This window comes from Pelomonas caseinilytica, assembly GCF_021353235.1.
Classification (GTDB): Bacteria; Pseudomonadota; Gammaproteobacteria; order Burkholderiales; family Burkholderiaceae_C; genus Pelomonas; species Pelomonas caseinilytica.
Genome location: NZ_JAJTWT010000004.1, coordinates 106,171 through 128,350, shown reverse-complemented (window position 1 = coordinate 128,350; position 22,180 = coordinate 106,171). Strand labels below are relative to the sequence as shown.

Annotated in this window: 23 protein-coding genes; 14 read left to right on the top strand and 9 right to left on the bottom strand. The window is 70.1% G+C overall.

Annotation, left to right across the window (positions count from 1 at the left end; all coding sequences use genetic code 11):
- Positions 1-60: 60 nt before the first annotated feature.
- The 3 genes from LXT12_RS11215 to LXT12_RS11205 are packed head-to-tail and all read right to left on the bottom strand — an operon-like array spanning position 61 to position 2,689.
- A complete protein-coding gene (locus LXT12_RS11215) occupies positions 61-1,341 on the bottom strand; it encodes a c-type cytochrome (protein ID WP_233392039.1) in 1,281 nt (426 codons plus the stop codon).
- On the bottom strand, positions 1,338-2,015 hold the full coding sequence (locus tag LXT12_RS11210; RefSeq protein ID WP_233392036.1) for a c-type cytochrome: 678 nt from the start codon (positions 2,013-2,015) through the stop codon (positions 1,338-1,340). The genes LXT12_RS11215 and LXT12_RS11210 overlap by 4 nt, the downstream gene beginning before the upstream one ends.
- The gene (locus LXT12_RS11205; RefSeq protein ID WP_255763580.1) at positions 2,012-2,689 is read right to left on the bottom strand and encodes a YggS family pyridoxal phosphate-dependent enzyme; all 678 of its coding nucleotides are present in this window, start codon (positions 2,687-2,689) and stop codon (positions 2,012-2,014) included. Before LXT12_RS11205 ends, LXT12_RS11210 begins: the two co-directional genes overlap by 4 nt.
- Positions 2,690-2,717: 28 nt before the next feature.
- Here LXT12_RS11205 and LXT12_RS11200 point away from each other — a divergent pair, with 28 nt between their 5' ends.
- From LXT12_RS11200 to LXT12_RS11190, 3 genes are all read left to right on the top strand, one after another.
- On the top strand, positions 2,718-3,761 hold the full coding sequence (locus LXT12_RS11200) for a type IV pilus twitching motility protein PilT (RefSeq protein WP_233392034.1): 1,044 nt from the start codon (positions 2,718-2,720) through the stop codon (positions 3,759-3,761).
- A 108-nt stretch (positions 3,762-3,869) separates the two neighbouring features.
- Complete coding sequence (locus LXT12_RS11195; protein WP_233392032.1) at positions 3,870-5,006, top strand: PilT/PilU family type 4a pilus ATPase; 1,137 nt, start codon at positions 3,870-3,872, stop codon at positions 5,004-5,006.
- A 4-nt stretch (positions 5,007-5,010) separates the two neighbouring features.
- Complete coding sequence (locus LXT12_RS11190; RefSeq protein WP_233392030.1) at positions 5,011-5,901, top strand: NAD(P)-dependent oxidoreductase; 891 nt, start codon at positions 5,011-5,013, stop codon at positions 5,899-5,901.
- A gap of 132 nt (positions 5,902-6,033) precedes the next feature.
- Here LXT12_RS11190 and LXT12_RS11185 read toward each other — a convergent pair whose 3' ends face one another.
- From LXT12_RS11185 to LXT12_RS11175, 3 genes are all read right to left on the bottom strand, one after another.
- The gene (locus LXT12_RS11185; RefSeq protein ID WP_233392028.1) at positions 6,034-6,645 is read right to left on the bottom strand and encodes a BON domain-containing protein; all 612 of its coding nucleotides are present in this window, start codon (positions 6,643-6,645) and stop codon (positions 6,034-6,036) included.
- A 20-nt stretch (positions 6,646-6,665) separates the two neighbouring features.
- The gene (locus LXT12_RS11180; protein ID WP_233392026.1) at positions 6,666-7,244 is read right to left on the bottom strand and encodes an SIS domain-containing protein; all 579 of its coding nucleotides are present in this window, start codon (positions 7,242-7,244) and stop codon (positions 6,666-6,668) included.
- 183 nt (positions 7,245-7,427) lie between these two features.
- Positions 7,428-7,820: a YraN family protein gene (locus tag LXT12_RS11175; RefSeq protein WP_233392024.1), complete on the bottom strand. Its 393-nt coding sequence runs from the start codon at positions 7,818-7,820 to the stop codon at positions 7,428-7,430.
- Here LXT12_RS11175 and rsmI point away from each other — a divergent pair.
- The gene (gene rsmI, locus LXT12_RS11170; protein ID WP_233392022.1) at positions 7,813-8,736 is read left to right on the top strand and encodes a 16S rRNA (cytidine(1402)-2'-O)-methyltransferase; all 924 of its coding nucleotides are present in this window, start codon (positions 7,813-7,815) and stop codon (positions 8,734-8,736) included. The genes LXT12_RS11175 and rsmI overlap by 8 nt on opposite strands.
- Here the strand turns inward: rsmI and LXT12_RS11165 are convergent.
- Positions 8,714-9,889 (bottom strand): PQQ-dependent sugar dehydrogenase, encoded by a 1,176-nt coding sequence (locus LXT12_RS11165; RefSeq protein WP_233392020.1) that lies wholly within the window; start codon positions 9,887-9,889, stop codon positions 8,714-8,716. The two genes, rsmI and LXT12_RS11165, sit on opposite strands and share 23 nt — an antisense overlap.
- A gap of 102 nt (positions 9,890-9,991) precedes the next feature.
- Positions 9,992-10,342: a hypothetical protein gene (locus LXT12_RS11160; protein WP_233392018.1), complete on the bottom strand. Its 351-nt coding sequence runs from the start codon at positions 10,340-10,342 to the stop codon at positions 9,992-9,994.
- A gap of 132 nt (positions 10,343-10,474) precedes the next feature.
- Between LXT12_RS11160 and tldD the strand changes: the two genes are divergently transcribed.
- From tldD to LXT12_RS11125, 7 genes are all read left to right on the top strand, one after another.
- Positions 10,475-11,938, top strand: coding sequence for a metalloprotease TldD (gene tldD, locus LXT12_RS11155; RefSeq protein WP_233392016.1), 1,464 nt, complete (start codon positions 10,475-10,477; stop codon positions 11,936-11,938).
- Positions 11,939-12,204: 266 nt separating this feature from the next.
- The gene (locus LXT12_RS11150; RefSeq protein WP_233392015.1) at positions 12,205-13,335 is read left to right on the top strand and encodes a 3-deoxy-7-phosphoheptulonate synthase; all 1,131 of its coding nucleotides are present in this window, start codon (positions 12,205-12,207) and stop codon (positions 13,333-13,335) included.
- Between the two features lie 14 nt (positions 13,336-13,349).
- The gene (locus LXT12_RS11145; protein WP_233392013.1) at positions 13,350-13,661 is read left to right on the top strand and encodes a hypothetical protein; all 312 of its coding nucleotides are present in this window, start codon (positions 13,350-13,352) and stop codon (positions 13,659-13,661) included.
- A 64-nt stretch (positions 13,662-13,725) separates the two neighbouring features.
- Positions 13,726-15,618: a molecular chaperone HtpG gene (htpG, locus tag LXT12_RS11140; protein ID WP_233392011.1), complete on the top strand. Its 1,893-nt coding sequence runs from the start codon at positions 13,726-13,728 to the stop codon at positions 15,616-15,618.
- A gap of 4 nt (positions 15,619-15,622) precedes the next feature.
- On the top strand, positions 15,623-15,856 hold the full coding sequence (locus tag LXT12_RS11135; protein WP_233392009.1) for a DUF167 domain-containing protein: 234 nt from the start codon (positions 15,623-15,625) through the stop codon (positions 15,854-15,856).
- Between the two features lie 4 nt (positions 15,857-15,860).
- Positions 15,861-16,712, top strand: a complete 852-nt coding sequence (locus LXT12_RS11130) for an alpha/beta fold hydrolase (protein ID WP_233392007.1) — start codon at positions 15,861-15,863, stop codon at positions 16,710-16,712.
- Positions 16,713-16,865: 153 nt separating this feature from the next.
- Positions 16,866-17,423 (top strand): GNAT family N-acetyltransferase, encoded by a 558-nt coding sequence (locus LXT12_RS11125; RefSeq protein WP_233392005.1) that lies wholly within the window; start codon positions 16,866-16,868, stop codon positions 17,421-17,423.
- On the opposite strand, the gene LXT12_RS11120 is transcribed toward LXT12_RS11125, so the two are convergent.
- On the bottom strand, positions 17,424-18,134 hold the full coding sequence (locus LXT12_RS11120; protein WP_233392003.1) for a Crp/Fnr family transcriptional regulator: 711 nt from the start codon (positions 18,132-18,134) through the stop codon (positions 17,424-17,426). It abuts the gene before it with no gap.
- 120 nt (positions 18,135-18,254) lie between these two features.
- Here LXT12_RS11120 and LXT12_RS11115 point away from each other — a divergent pair, with 120 nt between their 5' ends.
- From LXT12_RS11115 to LXT12_RS11105, 3 genes are all read left to right on the top strand, one after another.
- On the top strand, positions 18,255-20,201 hold the full coding sequence (locus LXT12_RS11115) for an AMP-dependent synthetase/ligase (RefSeq protein WP_233392001.1): 1,947 nt from the start codon (positions 18,255-18,257) through the stop codon (positions 20,199-20,201).
- A gap of 111 nt (positions 20,202-20,312) precedes the next feature.
- Positions 20,313-21,140 (top strand): ABC transporter ATP-binding protein, encoded by an 828-nt coding sequence (locus tag LXT12_RS11110; protein ID WP_233391999.1) that lies wholly within the window; start codon positions 20,313-20,315, stop codon positions 21,138-21,140.
- Between the two features lie 64 nt (positions 21,141-21,204).
- Positions 21,205-22,134: a branched-chain amino acid ABC transporter permease gene (locus LXT12_RS11105; RefSeq protein ID WP_233391997.1), complete on the top strand. Its 930-nt coding sequence runs from the start codon at positions 21,205-21,207 to the stop codon at positions 22,132-22,134.
- The last annotated feature ends 46 nt before the right edge of the window (positions 22,135-22,180 follow it).

Here is a 22,180-nt window from a genome sequence, read left to right as displayed (position 1 = left end):
TCGCCTGCGGCAGGCCCCCGTGAAAACGTTCACGTCGCCCCTGCCGCGGTTTGATCGCGGTCAATGCACGGTGGCGGCAGTGCGCAGTCGCACCACCTCGACGGCGTCGACGTCGCCGGCCTGGTGGCCGAAGGATTGGCGCAGGTGGCTGGCCAGGGCGGCCAGCTCTTCAGCCCCGAGGACGCCCGCGAAGGGCGGCATGCCGTAGGGCCGCGGATGCCCCGGCGTGGCGGGGCCGAAGCCGCCGCGCTCGATGACGCGGATCAGGTTGGCCGCGCTGGCCTGCGTGACGATGCGGCTGCCGGCCAGCGGCGGGTAGGCGAGGGCGCCGGAGGCGTCGCGCCGGCCTTCGCCGCGCTCGCCATGGCAGGCGGCGCAATGGTCGCGGTAGAGGGCGGCGCCTTGCTCGCGGCGGCGCAGGTCGGGCTCGGTGGGCTCGGCGCGCGGGACCGCCTGCTCGGGCAGGGCGTGCAGGTAGGTCGCCATGGCGGCGAGGTCGGCGTCGTTCAGGGCCGAGGTGCTGCCGAGCACGACCTCGGCCATGGGGCCGAGCGCGGCATGGCCGTCCGCGTGGCCGTCGCGCAGCCAGCGCATCAGCGCTTCGGCCGGCCAGCGCTGCACGCCGGCCTCGGCCGGGTCGTGCAGTGACGGGGCCACCCAGCCGAGGCCGGCGAGCCGGCCGCCGCGGAAGTCCGCCGCGCCGGCGTCGCCGCCCAGGGCGTCGCGGCCCGCGTGGCAGGCGCTGCAGTGCGCCAGGCCCTGGCTGAGGTAGGCGCCGCGGTTCCAGGCGTCGCCGCGGGCGGGGTCGGGTCGGAAGGTGCCGGGCCGGAAGTACAGCGCCCGCCAGGCGGCCTGGGCCAGTTGCGTGCCGTAGGGCCAGCGCAGCTCGTGGGCGCGGCGCGGCGCGGCCATGGCGGGCTGTGCCTGCAACCAGGCGTGCAGGGCGTCGGCATCCTCGCGGCTGACGAGGGTGGTGTTGGTGATGGGGTGGGCCGGCACCAGCAGCCGGCCGTCGCGGGAGATGCCCAGGTGCAGGGCCCGCCAGAAGTCGTTGGCGCTCCAGCCAGCCAGGCCGGTGGCGTCGGGCGTCAGGTTGGGCGAGAAGACGGTGCCGAAGGGCGTGGGAATGGGCCGCCCGCCGGCCAGGCGCGCGCCGCCCCGGGCCGTGTGGCAGCCGGCGCAGTTGCCGACCGCGGCGAGGTAGGCGCCGCGCCGGGCGTCGGCCGAGGTGGTCGACCGGGGCGTGTCGTCGCCGAGGTGGCGCTGCCAGGCCAGCAGGGCGAAGCCTGCCGCCACGGCGAGCGCGGCCAGCAGCACCAGGCCGATGAGCAGCCGCCTCACGGCGCCAGCCCCCCGCAGCGCAGCGGTGCGGGCGCGGCCAGGGCGGCGGCGGGATGGCTGTCGGCCGCCATGGGCCGGCTGGCGAGGTATTGGGTGATGGCGTTGATGTCCGCCTCCGTCAGCGCCTTGGCGACCTGGGCCATGCAGTCGGGCTCCTGGGCGCGCCGCTGGCCGCTGCGCCAGGCGCCGAGCTGGCCGTTGAGGTAGTCGCGCGACAGGCCGAGCAGGCCCGGCACCACCGGCTGCGTGCCGGTCAGGCGCTCGCCGTGGCAGGCGGTGCAGGCCGGCAGGCGCCGGGTGGCGTCGCCCTGGCGTACCAGCTGTTCGGCCCGGGCAAGCTCGGGCGCCGGCAGCGTGGCGGGCTGGGGCGGGGGGTAGGGCAGGTCCAGCGAGGCGAAATGGCCGGCCAGTTCCTTGAGGTAGTCGTCGGACAGCGGCGAGATCAGCTCGCTCATCAGGCCGTAGTCGCGCCGGCCGTCGCGGAAGTTCAGCAACTGGTTGTAGAGATAGCCCGCCGGCTTGCCGGCCAGCCGGGGGTAGTAGCCGTCGGGCGCGGCGCGGCCTTCCTTGCCGTGGCAGCCGGTGCAGGCCAGGGCGCGCTGGGCCAGGGTGTCGGGGACGGGTTGCGCGTTCACGGACAGCGCCGCCAGAGCCAGCAGCCAGGCCGGCTTCACGTGCGGACCCCGAAGATGGCGCTGCCGACGCGCACCATGGTGGAGCCGGCCCGGATGGCGTCTTCCAGGTCGGCGCTCATGCCGAGCGACAGCGTGTCCAGGTCCAGGCCCTCGTCCTGCAGCGCGGCGAACAGGGCGGCCATGGCCTGGTGCTGGGCCAGGGCACCGGGGCCGGGCTCGGGCACGGCCATCAGCCCGCGCAGCCTCAGCCGCGGCAGGCCGGCGACCTGCCGGGCCAGCGCGGCCACGTCGGCGGGCGCCAGGCCGCTCTTGCTGGCCTCGCCGCTGATATTGACCTGCAGGCAGACGTTGAGCGGTGGCAGCTCGGGCGGGCGCTGCTCGGCCAGGCGCTGGGCGACCTTGAGCCGGTCCACGCTGTGCACCCAGTCGAAGTGTTCGGCCACCGGCCGGGTCTTGTTGGACTGCAGCGGGCCGATCAGGTGCCATTCGAGCTGGCCGCGCAGGTCGATCAGCTCGGCGACCTTGGCCAGGCCCTCCTGCACGTAGTTTTCGCCGAAGGCGCGGGCCCCGGCCTCGAAGGCCTGGCGCACGGCGGCCGCCGGAAAGGTCTTGCTGACGACGAGCAGGCGGACCGCCCCGGGTGGACGGCCGGCTGCGGCACATGCCGCATCAATGCGATTTTTGGTGGCTTGGAGGGAATCGGAGATCGCCATAATCAGCCGAGCTCTTTATCTGCACACCATGGACATCACCCAGCTGCTGGCATTCTCGGTCAAGAACAAGGCATCGGACCTGCACCTCTCGGCCGGCCTGCCGCCGATGATCCGGGTGCATGGCGACGTGCGCCGCATCAACGTCGAGGCCCTGGACCACCGCGCGGTCCACGACATGGTCTACGACATCATGAACGACTCCCAGCGCAAGATGTACGAGGAGACGCTGGAGGTCGACTTCTCCTTCGAGATCCAGGGCCTGGCGCGCTTTCGGGTCAACGCCTTCAACCAGAACCGCGGCGCGGGCGCGGTGTTCCGGACGATTCCGAGCAAGATCCTGAGCCTGGAGCAGCTGGCCGCGCCCAAGGTGTTCGCCGACCTGGCGCTCAAGCCGCGCGGCATGGTGCTGGTGACCGGCCCCACCGGCTCGGGCAAGAGCACGACGCTGGCGGCCATGATCAACCACCTCAACGAGAACGAGTACGGCCACATCCTCACCATCGAGGACCCGATCGAGTTCGTGCACGAGAGCAAGAAGAGCCTCATCAACCAGCGCGAAGTCGGCCCGCACACGCACAGCTTCAGCAACGCCCTGCGCTCGGCCCTGCGCGAGGACCCGGACGCCGTGCTGGTGGGCGAAATGCGCGACCTCGAAACCATCCGCCTGGCGCTGACGGCGGCCGAGACGGGCCACCTGGTGTTCGGCACCCTGCACACTTCGTCGGCCGCCAAGACGGTGGACCGCATCGTCGACGTCTTCCCTGCGGCCGAGAAGGAGATGGTGCGGGCCATGGTGTCGGAGTCCCTCGTGGCGGTCATCTCGCAGAGCCTGTGCAAGCTCAAGGACGGCACCGGGCGCGTGGCCGCCCACGAGATCATGCTGGGCACCTCGGCCATCCGCAACCTCATCCGCGAGAACAAGGTGGCCCAGATGTACTCGGCCATCCAGACCGGCAACAGCCTGGGCATGCAGACCCTGGACCAGAACCTCACCGACCTGGTCCGCCGCAACATCATCTCGCCGGCGGAGGCGAGGTCTAAGGCCAAGTTCCCCGAGAACTTCCCCGGCTGACCGACTCGATAAAAAAGCAACCACAGAGGCACGGAGACACAGAGAGGATTCATGGCTGTCATCTCTGTGCCTCCGTGCCTCTGTGGTTGCATTTCCTAGGAATCCACCATGGAACGCGACCAGGCCTCCAAGTTCATCAACGACCTGCTGCGGCTGATGCTGTCGCGCAAGGGCTCGGACCTCTTCCTGACGGCCGAGTTCCCGCCCGCCATCAAGGTGGACGGCAAGCTCACCAAGGTGTCGCCCCAGCCGCTGACCGGCCAGCACACGCTGCAGCTGGCGCGGTCGATCATGAACGACAAGCAGGCCGCGGAGTTCGAGCGCACCAAGGAGTGCAACTTCGCGATCTCGCCACACGGCATCGGGCGCTTCCGCGTCAACGCCTTCCTGCAACAGGGCCAGGTCGGCCTGGTGCTGCGGACCATCCCGTCCACGCTGCCCACCATCACCTCGCTGGACCTGCCGCCGGTGCTGCGCGAGGTGGTGCAGCACAAGCGCGGCCTGGTCATCGTGGTGGGCGCGACGGGCTCGGGCAAGAGCACCTCGCTGGCGGCCATGATCGACGAGCGCAACGAGACGACCTATGGCCACATCGTGACCATCGAGGACCCGATCGAGTTCGTGCACCCGCACAAGAACTGCATCGTCACCCAGCGCGAGCTGGGCCTGGACACCGACAGCTGGGAGGCCGCGCTGAAGAACTCGCTGCGCCAGGCGCCCGACGTCATCCTGATGGGCGAGCTGCGCGACCGCGAGACCATGGAGCACGCCGTCGCCTTCGCCGAGACCGGCCACCTGTGCATGGCGACGCTGCACGCCAACAGCGCCAACCAGGCGCTGGACCGCATCATCAACTTCTTCCCCGAGGACCGGCGCCAGCAGTTGCTGATGGACCTGTCGCTGAACCTGCGCGCCCTCATCAGCCAGCGCCTGCTGCCGCGCCGCGAAGGCAAGGGCCGCGTCGCGGCGGTGGAGATCCTGCTGAACACGCCGCTGATCTCCGACCTGATCTTCAAGGGCGAGATCAGCGAGATCAAGGAGCTGATGAAGCGCTCGCGCGAGCAGGGCATGCAGACCTTCGACCAGGCCCTCTTCGACCTCTACGAGGCGGGCAAGGTGACCTACGAGGACGCCCTGCGCAATGCCGACTCCGTCAACGACCTGCGGCTGCAGATCAAGCTCAACAGCGAGCGCGCCCGCAGCGGCGACCTGTCCTCCGGCACCGAACACTTGACCATCGTCTGAGCCCATGAGCACCCGAACCTACGACCCGATTCCCGCCCGCCGCGTGGCCTTCCTGGGCCTGGGCGTCATGGGCCATCCCATGGCCGGCCATCTGGCGCGGGCCGGCCACCAGGTCACGGTCTACAACCGCACCACCGCCAAGGCCGAGGCCTGGGTGCAGCAGTACGGCGGCGCCTTCGCGGCCACGCCGGCCGCCGCCGCCCAGGGCGCGGAATTCGTGTTCTGCTGCGTCGGCAACGACGACGACCTGCGCTCCGTCGTGCTCGGCGACCAAGGGGCCCTGGCGGGCATGACGTCGGGTTCGGTCTTCGTCGACCACACGACGGCCTCGGCCGCCGTGGCCCGCAAGCTGCATGCCGAGGCCGCCCGGCGCGGCGTGGCCTTCATCGACGCGCCGGTGTCCGGTGGCCAGGCGGGCGCGGTGAACGGCGCCCTCACGGTGATGTGCGGCGGCGACGCCGCGCCCTTCGACCTGGCCAGGCCCGTGGCCCTCGCCTTCGCCAAGGCCGTGACCCTGCTCGGCGGGCCGGGTGCCGGCCAGCTCGCCAAGATGGTCAACCAGATCTGCATCGCCGGCGTCGTGCAGGGCCTGTCCGAGGCCGTGCGCTTCGGGCAGAACGCCGGCCTGGACATGCATCAGGTGCTGGAGGTCATCGGCAAGGGCGCGGCCCAGAGCTGGCAGATGGACAACCGCGGCAAGACCATGGTGGACGACAAGTTCGACTTCGGCTTCGCGGTCGACTGGATGCGCAAGGACCTCGGCCTCGTGCTCGACGAGGCCCGCCGCAACGGCTCGCGCCTGCCGCTGACGGCGCTGGTGGACCAGTTCTACGCCGACGTCCAGGCCATGGGCGGCAACCGCTGGGACACGTCGAGCTTGATCAAGCGGCTCTGAACCCCGCTTGATGGGCGCGGTAGGCGGCCATCAGGAACAACACGCCACACAGGCACAGAGAGACGGACATTCCGCGCAAGAGGCCCGGTCTCTCTGTGGCCTCTGTGGCCCCATCCAACGGTGGCTGGAGGCTTACTGCTTCTTGGGGGTGATGCGGGCGAGCTCGTCTTCGCTGATGATCTCGAAGGCCCGCACCACCTTCTTCACGCCGCCCACCTGGCGGGCGATCTCGGTGGCGCGGTCGGCCTCGCGCTCGGTCACGCGGCCCATCAGGAAGACCTCGCCGCGCTCCACGACGACGTAGAAGGCGTTGCTCAGCAGGTCGCGGGCGTCGATGAGCTGGGCCTTGACCTTGCTCTGGATGACCAGGTCGTTGGAGCGGCTGGTCAGTGAGCTGTGCAGGGTCACGGCCACTTCGTTCATGACCCTGGTGACGTTCTCCACGCCGCCGACCAGGCGCTCGGCCTCCGCGCGGTCGGCTTCGTTGCGGGCCTCGCCGGTGATCAGGACCACGCGGTTGTAGCTGTTGACGTTGATGTGGACGCGGTCGCCGAGCTGTTCGCGCAGGCGGGAGCCGGCCTTGATCTCGATGGTCTCGTCCTCCAGCTGGGTGGCCGAGGTGCGGCGGTCCGTGGCCACCGTCACCCCGCCCACCATGGCGCCGCCGATCAGCAGCGGCGCGCAGCCGGTGTTCAGCAGGGCGGCCAGGGCGGCGGCGGTCAGGGTCAGGCTGAGCTTCTTCATCGTGGGGCTTCCAATCGGGGTTATTCGTCGCTGCCGAGCAATTGCAGGTCGACGGCGTCGGCCAGGGCGTGCAGCAGCACGCGCTGGGCTTCCACAACGCGCGGCTCGCGGCCATGGCTGACGCGGATCTGGATGTCGGTGTCCTGCAGCAGGCCGCGCCACTCGTCCGCGGCGCCCTGCGGTTGCGCCGTCAGGGCGATGATGCTCATCTCCTGCGCATGGGCCACGGCCACCGCCGGCTGCCAGGCGTCGCGCTGTTCGCGCAGCGGCTCGATCATCACCAGCACGTCGCCCGGGTGGCCATGGGCCTGGAGCAGCCGGGCCAGATCCAGCCCGGCGGCCTCGCGGGCCTGGGCGGCCAGGCTCCACGCGGCCAGCCCCGGGCGCTCCTGCTCGAAGCGGCCAGCCAGCCGGGCGGCGAGGTAGTCGGCGTCGAGGGCGGCCAGGCCATGGGCGGCGCAGAGGATGCGGTTGCCGCCGGTGATGGCGTCCACCACCATCTGCGCGGCCATGGCCAGGGGGCGGGCCAGTTGCTCGGCCGCCTGATAGAGCAGGTCGGCGCTCTCGAAGAACTGCTGCTGGATGCGTTGTTCAATCATGCGGCGCCATCATAGAAGCCCCTCGCCCAGCCTTGCGGCGCTGGACGCGCGCAAGTCTGGTCGGTCCCCCGAGGGGACGGCGATGCTTGTGGCATTGAGCCACAAGCACATCGCCTGCGGGCCAGCTTGGGGCGGCCCGGCGCTGGTCCGCTTGCCAGCCAAGCCTGGCCTCGGAGCGCAGCTTCACTCGGCGTCGAAGGCCCCTTGCAACCAGTTGAGCTTGGCACCGTCGATCGCCACCACGTCGAAGCGGCAGGGCGGCGGGCTGGCGTGGCGCAGCAGGTAGTGGCGGGCGGCGTAGATGAGCCGGGCCTGCTTGGCCGGCGTGACGCTGGCAGCGGCGCCGCCATGCGAGGCGTGGGCGCGGGCGCGCACCTCGACGAAGACCAGGGTGCCGTCGCGGTCGAGCAGGATGAGGTCCACCTCGCCGGCGCGCCGGCTCGGCCCGGCGGCCACTCGATAATTCCGCTCCAGCAGGCGCAGGCCGGACCGCAGCAGGTGGGCCAGCGCCAGGTCCTCGGCGGCATCGCCGCGCGCCTTGGTGTCCGGTTTGGATCGAGAGCCCCAGTTGAACATTGACGCCTCCCTGCTTCGCCAGGCCGCCCAGGCCGCGGCCGGCGGCCAGCAGTATCCCGCCGCGACGCTCTACCTCGTCGCCACGCCCATCGGCAACCTCGCCGACCTCAGCCTGCGCGCCATCCATGTGCTCGGCCTGGTCGACGCCCTGGCCTGCGAGGACACGCGGCAGGGCGGGGCGCTGCTGCGCCACCTCGGCCTGCACAAGCCCCTCATCGCCCTGCACCAGCACAACGAGCGCGAGGCCAGCGCGGGCGTGCTGGCGCGGCTGGCAGCGGGCGAGCGCGTGGCCTATGCCTCCGATGCGGGCACGCCCGCGATCTCGGACCCCGGTGCCGTCCTCGTGCGCGAGGCCGTCGCGGCGGGCTACCGGGTGCTGCCCCTGCCCGGCCCCAGCAGTGCGGTCACGGCCCTCAGCGTCGCCGGCGACACGGCCGCCTCGGCCTTCGCCTTTGCCGGCTTTCTGCCCACCAAGGCGGGGGAGAGGCGCACGGCGCTGCAGGCGCTGCTGGTCGTCGAAGGCCAGAGCCAGGTCATCTTCGAGGCGCCGCACCGCATCGCCGAGCTGCTGGCGCTGCTGGCCGAACTGGCGCCCGCTCGGCGCGTGACCGTCTGCCGCGAACTCACCAAGCAGTTCGAGACCGTGCACACGGCCGAGGCCGCCACGCTGCCGGCCTGGCTGGCGGCCGATGCGCAGCGCCAGCGCGGCGAATTCGTGCTCGTGCTGCATGCCCGCGCGCCGGTCGCGCCGGCCGAGGACGAGGCGCTGCCGCCCGAGGCGCAGCGCGTGCTGGCCCTGCTCGCGGCCGAGCTGCCGCTCAAGCAGGCGGTGGCCCTGGCGGCCCAGATCAGCGGCGCGGCGCGCAACCGCCTCTACGAAGCGGGCCTGGCGCTCAAGCGCGGCGGCGACGAATGAAGCCGCCCAGCGCGGCGAGCCCGGCGGCGAACAGCGCAGTGGTCGCGGGCTCGGGCACGGTGGCCGAGACCTGGTAGATGCTGCCGTCGATGCCCACGGCGTAGAGCGTGCCGTCGCCGCCTTCGCCGAAGCTGGTCAGCGTGGAGCCGCCGAAGGGTGAGGCCAGTGGCGTGACGGTGCCGCCGGCGTAGGTCCAGAGGGCGCCGGAGACGAAGTCGCCGAAGACGTATTTGCCGGCCAGGCTGGCATCGGGGCCGTGGTAGACGTAGCCGCCGATGATGGAACTGCCGACGTCGTGGCCGTAGTCGAAGAGGGGCTCGGTCAGGTTGGGCGGCGTCGGGTCGCTGATGCCAGGCGTCGCGATGGTGCCTTCGCGCACCCGCCAGCCGTAGTTGGCGCCCCGGCCCAGGCTCCCGGCGGCGGCGAAGTCCACCTCCTCGCGGGCGCCCTGGCCGACGTCGGCGATCCAGAGATTGCCCGTCAGCCGGTCGAAGCTGTTGCGGTAGGGGTTGCGCAGGCCGTAGGCCCAGATCTCGTCGTTGCCCGGCACGCTGCCCGTGAAGGGGTTGTCGGTCGGCGCGGTGTAGCCGCCACCGGCCTGGGGCGTGATGCGCAGCAGCTTGCCGAGGTTGCTGTTCAGGTTCTGGGCGTTATTGTCCGGGTCGTTGGCGCTGCCGCCGTCGCCCGTGGCGATGAAGAGGTGGACGGGGTCGGCCGGGCTGAAGCCTATCCAGCCCGCCTTGTGGTTGTCGCGCCCGGCCGGCTGGGCCACCGTGATGACGGTCCGGCCGCTGGCCATGTCGACGGCGCCCGAGCCATTGACCGTGTAGCTCGCGACGACCGTGTTCAGCGTGGCCTTGTCGATGTAGTCGACGTAGAAGCGGCCGTTGGACGCGAAGCCCGGGTCGAAGGCCAGGCCCAGCAGGCCGCGCTCGCCGGCGGTGTCGACCTGGCTGGAGATGTCGAACCAGGTCGAGACGCTGCCGCCCTGCTGCACCTTGATGCGGCCTCCCTTCTCGACGACGAAGAGCCGCGAGTCGCCCATGGGCGCGGTCAGGAAGAGGGGCTGGTCATAGCCCGAGCCGACGAGGGTGGCGGCGTGTGCGGGGCCGGCGATGGCCAGCACGAGGCTGGCGAGGAGGAGGGGCTTCATGCGGCGCTCCGGGGGGACGGATGCGCCGCATGCTGTGCGCCGGCTCCCGCCGGCGACATCCCTAATGCCGCAAGCTTGCGGACAGATTTGTGAGCAGCGGTATCAGCCCGGTGCGCTCGCGGCGCGCGCGTTGTGGCGCTTGCGGTGGATGTCGCGGCTGGCGCCGTCCTGCATGGCGTGCAGGCGGCGGCGCTCCTTGGCCGTGACGGTGCCGTCGGACTTGGCCTTGGCTTCGGCGGTGTCGATGCGGGCCTGCTCCTTCTCGAGGCGCTGGGTCTCGTGGGCCGTCAGGCTGCCGTTGGCGGCGCCGCTGGCGATGCGGGCCTGCTGGTTGGCTTCGCGCTGGTCGACGCGCGGCGTGTTGGTGCCCGGCGCTGCGGCGGGCGTCTGGGCGAAGGCGCCGGCGCCGGCAAGGGCCAGGGTGGCGATCAGGGCGGTGTGCAAGGTCTTCATCGAGGGCTCCTTGTGGAGTGGGTTGGAAGGCCTGGTCACAACGACGCCGGCCACACGGCGGCCGACACGTCCGGGTAAAGAAGCATGTCCATGTCTTGCAAGTGCTGACGGCCGCCTTCCTAGAATCGCCCCATGATCGCCGTCGAACCCACCCTGGCCCGCCTGGCCACCGCCCGCTCCCGACTGCTGGAGCCCTTCGGCCTGACCGAGGCTTCGCTGTCGCAGGCCCTGCGCGTCATCACGGAACACCGTGTCGACGATGCGGACCTCTACTTCCAGACCACGCGCGCCGAGGGCTGGAGCCTGGAGGAGGGCATCGTCAAGAGCGGCTCCTTCAGCATCGACCAGGGCGTGGGCGTGCGCGCCGTGGCCGGCGAGAAGACGGCCTTCGCCTACTCCGACGACATCTCGCTGGACTCCCTGCTGGACGCCGCCCGCACCGTGCGCACCATCGCCGCGGCCGGGCAGAGCCGGCGCGTGAAGGTGCCGTCGCAGGGACGCGTGGCCGGCAGCCGCGAGCTCTACGGCGTGGCCGACCCCATCGCCAGCCTCGACAGCGCCGCCAAGGTCTCGCTGCTCGAGCGGACCGAGAAGATGGCCCGCGCCAAGGACCCGCGCGTGGCGCAGGTGATGGCCGGCCTGGCCGCGGAGCACGAGGTGGTGCTCATCGCCCGCGCCGACGGCACGCTCGCGGCCGACGTGCGGCCCCTGGTGCGCCTGTCCATCACCGTCATCGCCGAGAGCCACGGCCGCCGCGAGGTGGGCTCGGGCGGCGGCGGCGGGCGCTTCGGCCTGGCCTATTTCACCGACGAGATGATCGCCAGCTACGTCGAGCAGGCCGTCCACGCGGCCCTGACCAACCTCGAAAGCCGCCCCGCGCCGGCCGGCGAGATGACCGTCGTCGTCGGCCCGGGCTGGCCCGGCGTGCTGCTGCACGAGGCCGTCGGCCACGGGCTGGAGGGCGACTTCAACCGCAAGGGCTCGAGCGCCTTCTCCGGCCGCATCGGCCAGCGCGTGGCGGCCAAGGGCGTGACGGTGCTGGACGACGGCACGCTGCCCGACCGGCGCGGCTCCCTCAACGTCGACGACGAGGGCTGCGCCAGCCAGCGCAACGTGCTCATCGAGGACGGCATCCTCAAGGGCTACATCCAGGACGCGATGAACGCCCGGCTGATGAAGGTCGCCCCGACGGGCAACGGCCGTCGCGAGAGCTATGCCCACGTGCCCATGCCGCGCATGACCAACACCTACATGCTCGGCGGCCGGGACGACCCCAAGGAGATCGTCGCCTCCATCAAGAAGGGCCTGTACGCCACCAACTTCGGCGGCGGCCAGGTGGACATCACCAGCGGCAAGTTCGTGTTCTCGGCCAGCGAGGCCTACTGGGTGGAGAACGGCAAGATCCAGTACCCGGTCAAGGGTGCCACCATCATCGGCAACGGGCCTGACGCGCTCACGCGCGTCAGCATGATCGGCAACGACATGGCCCTGGACACCGGCGTCGGCGTCTGCGGCAAGGAAGGCCAGAGCGTGCCGGTGGGCGTCGGCCAGCCGACGCTGCGCATCGACGGCCTGACCGTCGGAGGCACCGCCTGAAGATGGCTCGGGCCGGGTGGCCGCGGCCGGCCTGATCGAGCGCCGCTGCCGTCGCGCCGCGCGATGGCTGGTTTGCGCTGGATCGAAGCGGCTCGCGGGCCGGCGTGCTAGATTCCGCACCCATGTCCCGCGCTGCCTACTTTCGCTTTTGGTTTTTTCCCCGCCCCGGCGGTGGAGAGTCCTGAGCGCGCGCGCTGAACACCGACTCCCCAGAAACCGCCGAGGCCGCCAAGCCCGGCGGTTTTTTCTTTCCAAGGTGCCCGAAGATGAATGCGACCAAGCTCCAGTCCGTCGAACCCGAAGCCCAGCGCTGGTACTCGCAGGACGACAAGACCAGCGCCACCGATGACGAGCGCATCCTCGACATCACGCCGCTGCCGCCGCCGGAGCACCTGATCCGCTTCTTCCCCATCCGCGGCACCGCGATGGAGGCGCTGATCAGCCAGACCCGCCAGCGCATCCGCCGCATCATGCAGGGCCAGGACGACCGCCTCCTCGTCGTCATCGGCCCCTGCTCCATCCACGACCCGACGGCCGCCATCGAGTACGCCCGCCGGCTGAAGGAGCAGCGCGAGAAGTACGCCGACACGCTGGAGATCGTCATGCGCGTCTACTTCGAGAAGCCGCGCACGACGGTGGGCTGGAAGGGCCTGATCAACGACCCCTACCTCGACGAGAGCTACCGCATCGACGAGGGCCTGCGCATCGCCCGCCAGCTGCTGCTGGAGATCAACCGCCTGGGCATGCCGGCAGGCAGCGAGTTCCTGGACGTGATCTCGCCGCAGTACATCGGCGACCTCATCTCCTGGGGCGCCATCGGCGCGCGCACGACCGAGAGCCAGGTGCACCGCGAGCTGGCCTCGGGCCTGTCGGCGCCCATCGGTTTCAAGAACGGCACCGACGGCAACATCAAGATCGCCACCGACGCCATCCAGGCCGCGGCCCAGGGCCACCATTTCCTGTCCGTGCACAAGAACGGCCAGGTTGCCATCGTCGAGACGCGCGGCAACGGCGACTGCCACGTCATCCTGCGAGGCGGCAAGGCGCCCAACTACGACTCGGCCAGCGTGGCCGCCGCCTGCGCCGACCTGGCCAAGGCCAGGCTGCCCGAGCGGCTGATGGTGGACTGCTCCCACGCCAACAGCAGCAAGCAGCACCAGCGCCAGCTCGACGTGGCGCGCGACATCGCCGGCCAGATGCGCGAGGGCAGCAAGAGCATCTTCGGCGTCATGGTGGAGAGCCACCTGAACGACGGCGCCCAGAAGTTCACGCCGGGCAAGGACGACCCCGCCCAGCTCGCCTACGGCAAGAGCATCACCGACGCCTGCCTGGGCTGGGACGACTCCGTTGCGGTGCTCGACGTGCTGTCGGCAGCAGTCAAAGCCCGCCGGGGCTGACACAATCGGGGGTCATGCAAGCCCGGATCACCGTCATCTTCGAGACCGGCGCGCCCATCGAGCTCCAGCTCGACAGCGCCGAGGTGTTGAACTTCGAGGCCGCGAGGCGCTGGCTGGACGAGCAATTCGTCCGCCTCGAATGCGAGCCGCTGCGAGGCTCCGGCAAGATCCTGCTGGCCGACAAGATCATCCAGGTCGCGGCCGCGATGGGCCCGGCCGCCTTCGCCGACCCCGCCTGGGCGCTGGATTACGCCCGGGCGACGGCCGGCGCCCTGTCCAAGGCGCTGATCAAGGTCGACGTGCCGCGGCTGGCCGTGTCCTACTGACCCCTCTTGAAACCCGGCAGCGCGGCCCTATCTCGGCCGCGTTTTCGTTCACGGCAATCCCACCATGACCAAGCAAACCCACGCCTTCCAGGCCGAAGTCAAGCAGATCCTCCACCTCGTCACCCACTCGCTGTACTCCAACAAGGAGATCTTCCTGCGCGAGCTGGTGTCCAACGCCAGCGACGCCTGCGACAAGCTGCGCTTCGAGGCGCTGGACAACGCGGCGCTGTGGGAAGACCAGCCCAACCTCGAGGTGCGCATCAGCTTCGACGAGGCGGCCCGCACCCTGACCATCAGCGACAACGGCATCGGCATGAGTGCCGACGAGGCCGCGGCCCACCTTGGCACCATCGCCAAGAGCGGCACGCGCGAGTTCATGGCCAAGCTCGAGGGCGACCAGAAGAAGGACGCCCAGCTCATCGGCCAGTTCGGCGTGGGCTTCTACTCGGGCTTCATCGTCGCCGACCGCATCACGGTCGAGACCCGCCGGGCCGGTCTGGCCGCCGACCAGGGCGTGCGCTGGAGCAGCGAGGGCACGGGCGAATACGACATCGAGGCCATCACCAAGCCCGGCCGCGGCACCGACGTCATCCTGCACCTGCGCGAGGGCGAGGAGGAGTTCCTCAAGACCTGGCGCATCAAGTCGACCGTGGCCAAGTACTCCGACCACATCTCCCTGCCCATCCTGATGCGCAAGGAGGAGTGGGACGCCGACGCCGCCAAGCAAGTGCTCAAGGACGAGTGGGAGCCGGTGAACAAGGCCTCGGCCCTGTGGACGCGCAGCAAGAGCGACATCACGCCCGAGCAGTACGAGGAGTTCTACAAACAGATCTCCTACGACACCGAGGCGCCGCTGGCCTACACCCACAACCGCGTGGAAGGCCGCAGCGAGTACACCCAACTGCTCTACATCCCCAGGAAGGCCCCCTTCGACCTGTGGAACCGCGACAAGCGCGGCGGCGTGAAGCTGTACGTGAAGCGCGTCTTCATCATGGACGACGCCGAGGCGCTGATGCCGGTCTACCTGCGCTTCGTCAAGGGCGTCATCGACTCGGCCGACCTGCCGCTGAACGTCAGCCGCGAACTGCTGCAGGAGAGCCGCGACGTCAAGGCCATCCGCGAGGGCTCGACCAAGCGCGTGCTCGGCATGCTGGAGAGCCTGGCCAACAGCGAGGACGAGGCCGAACGCGCCAAGTACGCGGCGTTCTGGAAGGACTTCGGCCAGGTGCTCAAGGAGGGCATCGGCGAGGACCACCAGAACCAGGAGCGCCTGGCCAAGCTGTTCCGCTTCGCCTCCACGCACGCCGACGAAGGCGTCAGCCTGGCCGACTACGTGGGCCGCATGAAGGAAGGCCAGGAGGCCGTCTACTACATCACGGCCGACTCGCTGGCCGCGGCCAAGCACAGCCCGCAGCTCGAGATCTTCCGCAAGAAGGGCATCGAGGTGCTGCTGCTGGTGGACCGCGTCGACGAGTGGATGCTCAGCCACCTCTACGAGTTCGAGGGCAAGCCGCTGCAGTCCGTGGCCAAGGGTGCCGTGGACCTCGGCAAGCTGCAGGACGAGGAAGAGAAGAAGAAGGCCGAGGAGGCCGCCGAAGGCCTCAAGCCGCTGCTGGACAAGCTCAAGGAAGCGCTCAAGGACCGCGCCAAGGACGTGCGCGTGACCACCCGCCTCGTCGATTCGCCGGCCTGCATCGTCGTGGAGGAGGGCGACGTGAGCGGCCACCTGGCGCGCCTGCTCAAACAGGCCGGGCAGGCTGCGCCCGAGTCCAAGCCCACGCTCGAGATCAACCCCGAGCACGCCCTCGTCAAGCGGCTGGACGCTAGTTCGGCATCTCAGGCCCACTTCGACGACCTGGCCCAGGTGCTGTTCGACCAGGCCGTGCTCGCCGAGGGAGGCCACCTGGAAGACCCGGCTGCCTACGTGAAGCGCGTCAACGCCCTGCTGGCAGGCTGATCGCTTGGCGACCACCACGCTTCAGCTCAAGGCCAAGCCCGGGTCGTCGCGGTCCGAGCTGGTCCAGGAGGCCGACGGCACCTGGACGGCCTGGCTGAAGTCGCCCCCGGTGGACGGCAAGGCCAATGCCGAGCTGGTCGCCCTGGTCGCCAAGCGCTTCGACTGCGCCAAGTCGTCCGTCAGCATCCACAGCGGCGGCGGCTCGCGCTTCAAGCGCGTGAAGGTGGAGACGCGTTGAGGCCATGCGGGTCATCCGGCGCCAGCTCCTGACGACCGCCGTGGCGGCGCTTTCGGCCTGCTCGGCCATGCCGCCCGGCCAGACGCTGGAGCTCGGCGCGCAGCGCCTGTCCTACACCCGGGCCGGCCCGGCCGGGCGCTCGCCGGTCGTCGTCTTCCAGTCCGGCCTGGGCGACGGCAAGTCGGTCTGGGCCGAGGTCATCGGCCGTGTGGCACCCGAGATGGCCGTATTCGCCTACGACCGGCCCGGCTACGGCCAGAGCGGCAACGTGCCCGTGGCGGCTGCAGCGCCGCCGCGCGACCCCTGCACCACGGCGCGTGAACTCCACGCCCTCCTGCGGGCCACGGGCGTCCGGCCGCCCTACGTCCTCGTCGGCCACTCCGTCGGCGGGCTCTACCAGTACGCCTTCGCCCGCCTCTTCCCCGGCGAGGTGGCCGCCGTGCTGCTGCTGGACCCGACCCACCCCGAGCACTGGGCCCGCATGCAGCGCGAGGCGCCGGCCGCCGCGCGGCTGGTGGGCGGCCTGCGGGCGACGGTCTTCGCGCCGGCCATGCAGGCCGAGTTCGACGCCCAGGCGCGGCCCGAATGCCTGGCCGAGCTGCGCGCGGCGGCTCCGCCCGCGGTGCCGGTGCGCCTGCTCGTGCGGTCGAGCTTCGGGCTGGGCGAGGGGGAGGCCTTCCAGGACCTTGCGCGCCGCCTGGAGGCCCAATGGCCGGCCCTGCTGCCCGGTGCGACGCGCCGCCAGGTGGAGAGGTCAGGGCACTACATCCAGAAGGACCGTCCGGACGTCGTTGCCGAGGAGTTGCGGGCCTTGGTCAAGGCCACCGCGGCCGGGCCCGCGGCGGCGGCGCCGTGATTCGTGGCTTTGTGACGGTAATGCGACAAACCCGTCGATGCGGGCTTTCCCGCCGGGCGCGGGACAGCTACCCTCCTACGGGTTTTTACCGAGTCTGCGTTTTTCATGGTCCAGAGTGAGTTTCGCGAGCCCGTTGCCGCCGTTCCGGCCGCCATGGTCACCCGCCGCCTGGTGCTGCGCCCGCCCCGCGACAGCGATCTGGACACCCTCGTAGCCCTGTACGCCGATCCGGCCGTCACCCGCTTCTGCGCTGCGGCCACGCCCCACGGGCGAGCCGCCACCCAGGTGCAGTTGAAGGCCTGGACGGACCACTGGCAGCGCCATGGTTTCGGCCATTGGGCCATCGCCGAGCGCGACGACCCCGAGACGCTGATCGGCTTCGGCGGGCTCATGCACCGCAGCGTCGCCGGCCACACCGGCCTCTACCTCTATTACCGCATCACGCCCCAGGCCTGGGGCCGGGGCCTGGCCTCCGAGATGGCCCTGCACGCCTTCGACCAGGCCTTCGAGCAGCGCCACGAGGCCGCCGTCGTCGCCGCCGTCCTCCCCAACAACGCCCCGACGCGCAAGACGCTCGAAGGCCTGGGCCTGCGCCTCAAGGGGACCCTGGCCGATGCCGGTTGCGCCGCGGCCCTGCTCTATGAGCTGACCGCCGAACGCTGGGCCAGCCTGCCGCGGGCCGAGCCCGAGGCCATCGCCTTCGCCGCCTGATCAGGCCCCGAAGCGCCTGAGGCCCGCGAGGTCCAGCACCCGCAGGCCGCCGTATTCGATGCGGATCAGCCCGGCCCCGCCGAGGCGGTGCAGCGCCTGGTTGACCCGCTGGCGCGACAGGCCCACCAGATAGCCCAGCTCCTGTTGCGTGATGCGCAGCCAGTTGCCCACGCCCGGGTAGAGCAGGGGGTGGAAGAGGGCGGCCAGGTTGCGGGCGACGCGCACGTCCGGGTCGTGGATGCGGTCGGTCTCGCGGGCGGCGATGAACTGCCCGAGGCGCTCGTTGAGCTGGTCCAGCACGAAGCGGTTGAAGGCGATGCTGCCGTCCAGCAGCGCGTGGAAGCTGTCGATGGGCAGGCCGGCCACGACGCTGGGCCTCAAGGCCTGGATGTTGTAACGGTAGGTCTCGCGCTTGAGCAGCGTGCCCTCGCCGAACCAGCCGCCGGGCGGGATGCCGGTGAACGTGACGGCCTGGCCGGTGGAATCGTCGTTGTTCATCTTCAGCAGGCCGTCGACGACGCCGAACCAGAAGGTCGCCGGCCGGCCGATGCGGCACAGGCGCTCGCCGGGCTCGGCGTCGGCCACCTCCAGCGCCGTGACGGCACGTTCGCGCTGACCGCGGTCGAGCAGCTTGAGCCAGGGGATGGCCTCGAGTTCGGCCGGCGTCGGGCGCCGCGCGCGCTGGCGCAACGGAAGAGAGCTGTCGGCCATGCGGGAAAGTCTGGGCCGTGAAGACCCTTGGATTGTCGTCGTACCGACAGATGGGCGTCAAAGTCCTCGCCAGAATGGGCCGCACAGACGGTGGCTCCAGCCCCGCGAAACGGAGACAGCTTGGTGGAAACCTTCCCTCGGCTACTGCTCGGACATGCAGCCACGCGCCCCGAGGCGCCCGCCCTGCGCGAGAAGGCCTTCGGCCTGTGGCAGACGCTGACCTGGGCGCAGCTTGCCACCCTGGTGCAGGAGCTTGCCCTGGGCCTGGCCGCCGCCGGCCTGCGCCGCGGCGAGCACCTGGTCATCGTCGGCGAGAACCGGCCGCGGCTGTACGCCTGCATGCTGGCGGCGCAGTCGATCGGCGCCGTGCCGGTGCCCCTGTACCAGGATGCGGTGGCCGCCGAGTTCGTCTTCCCGCTGAACAACGCCGAGGTCGCCTTCGCCGTCGTCGAGGACCAGGAGCAGGTCGACAAGCTGCTGGAGCTGCGCGAGCAGGTGCCCCAGCTCAGGCGCATCTGGTACGACGACCCCCGCGGCCTGCGCAACTACGACGAGCCCGGCCTCGCATCGCTGGACGAACTCATCGCCCACGGCCGCGCCGCCCAGAGCGAACGGCCGCAGTTCTTCGCCACCGAGGTGGCCGCTGGCCAGGCCGAAGACGTCGCGGCCCTTTTCTTCACCTCGGGCACGACGGGCAATCCCAAGGGCGTCATCCACACCCACGCCACGCTGATCGACCGCGCCCGCGCCGGCCAGCGCTTCGACAGGCTGACGGACCGCGAAGAGGTGCTGGCCTATCTGCCGCCGGCCTGGATCGGCCAGAACATCTTCAGCTTCGCTCAGTGGCTGGCCTGCGGCTATGTCGTCAACTGCCCGGAGTCGGCCTCCACCGTCAGCATCGACCTGAAGGAGATCGGGCCCACCTACTACTTCGCGCCGCCGCGCGTCTTCGAGGGCCTGCTGACGACCGTGATGATCCGCATGGAGGACGCCGCCCGCCCCAAGCGCTGGCTGTTCGACCGCTGCATGGCGCTGGCCCGCCGCGTCGGCACGCGGCTGATGGACGGCCAGCCCGTGGGTCTGCTGGATCGGCTGGCCTACGGCCTGGGCGACCTGCTCATCTACGGCCCGCTGCGCAACACGCTGGGCTTCTCGCGCGTGCGTGTCGCCTACACGGCCGGCGAGGCCATCGGGCCCGACCTCTTCAGCTTCTACCGTGCCATCGGCATCAACCTCAAGCAGCTCTACGGCTCGACCGAGACGGCCGTGTTCGTCTGCCTGCAGCCCGACCACGAGGCGCGCGCCGACACGGTGGGCGTGCCCATCGACGGCGTGGAGATCCGCCTGGCCGACAGCGGCGAGCTGCTGGTGCGCTCGCCGGGGCTGCTCAAGGGCTACTACAAGAACGAGGCCGCCACGCGCGAGGCGCTGACCGAGGACGGCTGGTTCCACACCGGCGACGCGGGCTTCCTGACGCCCGGCGGCCACCTCAAGATCATCGACCGCGCCAAGGACGTGGGTCGCCTCTCGGGCGGCGCCTTCGACGGCGCGATGTTCGCGCCCAAGTACGTCGAGAACAAGCTGAAGTTCTTCCCGCACATCAAGGAGGCGGTCTGCTTCGGCGACCGGCGCGAGAAGGTCTGCGCCTTCATCAACATCGACTTCGAGGCCGTGGGCAACTGGGCCGAGCGCCGCAACCTGCCCTATGCCGGCTACACCGACCTCGCCCAGCGGCCCGAGGTCTACCAGCTCATGCTCGACTGCGTCGAGAAGGTCAACGCCGACCTGGCCCAGGACGAACTCCTGGCCGGCAGCCAGGTCAGCCGCTTCCTGGTGCTGCACAAGGAACTCGACGCCGACGACGGCGAACTGACCCGCACCCGCAAGGTCCGCCGCGGCGCCATCGCCGAGAAATACGGCGTGCTCATCGATGCGCTCTACGCCGGCAAGGCCTCGCAGTACATCGAGACCCAGGTCAAGTTCGAGGACGGCCGCACATCCATGGTGGCGGCGGACCTGCGCATCGTCGAGGCGAAGACTTTTCCGGCGGTGAGGAGCGCGGCGTGAGGAGGCAGCAAATGCAACCACAGAGGCACAGAGGCACAGAGGAGGTTCAGAGCCCAGCGGTCTTTCTCCGTGTCTCTGTGCCTCTGTGGTTGCCTTTCATCGGGCGTGGCAATGGCAACTAAGCGCATCGGCGACGTCGTCCTCGACGTGAAGAACATCTCGCTCGCCTTCGGCGGCGTGAAGGCGCTGACCGACATCAGCTTCGACGTCCGCGAGCACGAGATCCGCGCCATCATCGGCCCCAACGGCGCCGGCAAGAGTTCCATGCTCAACTGCATCAACGGCGTCTACCAGCCGCAGCAGGGCGCCATCACCCTGCGCGGGCGCACCTACCACGGCATGAGTCCGCGCCAGGTGGCCGAGATGGGCGTGGCCCGCACCTTCCAGAACCTGGCCCTGTTCAAGGGCATGAGCGTGCTGGACAACATCATGACCGGCCGCAACCTGCGCATGAAGCGCGGCCTGCTCTGGCAGGCCCTGCACATCGGCCCGGCGCGCCGCGAGGAGACCGAGCAGCGCGCGGTGGCCGAGCGCATCATCGATTTCCTCGAGATCCAGGCCTGGCGCAAGACGCCGGTCGGCCGCCTGCCCTACGGCCTGCAAAAGCGCGTCGACCTCGGCCGGGCCCTGGCCATGGAGCCCAGCCTGCTGCTGCTGGACGAACCCATGGCCGGCATGAACGTGGAAGAGAAGCAGGACATGTGCCGCTTCATCCTCGACGTCAACGACGAGTTCGGCACCACCATCGTTCTGATCGAGCACGACATGGGCGTGGTGATGGACATCTCCGACCGCGTCGTCGTGCTGGACTATGGCAAGAAGATCGGCGATGGCGCGCCCGACGAAGTTCGGACCAGTGAGGATGTGATCCGCGCCTATCTCGGCGGCGAACAAACACAGCCACAGAGGCACAGAGACACAGAGGAGTTGCCCGCATGAACACCGATTTCTCTGTGCCTCTGGGCCTCTGTGGCTTTGTTTCATTGGCGCGGGCGGGCTGAGGATGGGACCCTTCCTCGAAACCCTCATCGGCGGCCTGATGTCGGGCATGCTGTATTCGCTGATCGCCCTCGGCTTCGTGCTGATCTTCAAGGCCAGCGGCGTCTTCAACTTCGCGCAGGGCGCCATGGTGTTGTTCGCGGCCCTGGCCATGGCGCGCTTCGCCGAGTGGATCCAGAAGTACACGGGCCTGGACGGCAAGCTGGCCGTCAACCTGCTGGCCTTCGCCGGCGGCCTGGCGGTGATGGTGGTGGTCGCCTGGCTGGTGGAGTGGCTGGCCCTGTCCCGGCTCGTCAACCAGGAGGGCATCACGCTGCTGATGGCCACGCTCGGCATCGCCTACCTGCTCGAAGGCGCCGGCCAGATGCTCTTCGGCAACGACATCTACAAGATCGACATCGGCCTGCCCAAGGACCCGATGTTCCTGTTCGAGCAGACCTTTGAAGGCGGGATCCTCGTCAGCAAGGAAGACCTCTACGCCGCGCTCATCGCCGCCGCCCTGGTCGCCGGCCTGAGCCTCTTCTTCCAGAAGACCGCCACCGGCCGGGCTCTGCGCGCCGTGGCCGACGACCACCAGGCCGCGCAGAGCATCGGCATCCCGCTGTCGCGCATCTGGGTCATCGTCTGGAGCGTGGCCGGCTTCGTCGCCCTCGTGGCCGGCATGATCTGGGGCAGCAAGCTGGGCGTGCAGTTCTCGCTGTCGCTCGTGGCGCTCAAGGCGCTGCCCGTGGTCATCCTCGGCGGCCTCACCAGCGTGCCCGGCGCCATCGTCGGCGGGTTGCTGATCGGCGTCGGCGAGAAGTTGTCCGAGGCCTACCTCGGCAGCCTGATGGGCGGCGGCATCGAGTACTGGTTCGGCTACGTGCTCGTGCTCGTGGTACTGCTGGTCAGGCCGCAGGGCCTTTTCGGGGAGAAGATCATTGATCGCGTTTGAGCTGAATCCAACACAGCCACAGAGGCACAGAGGCACAGAGGAATTG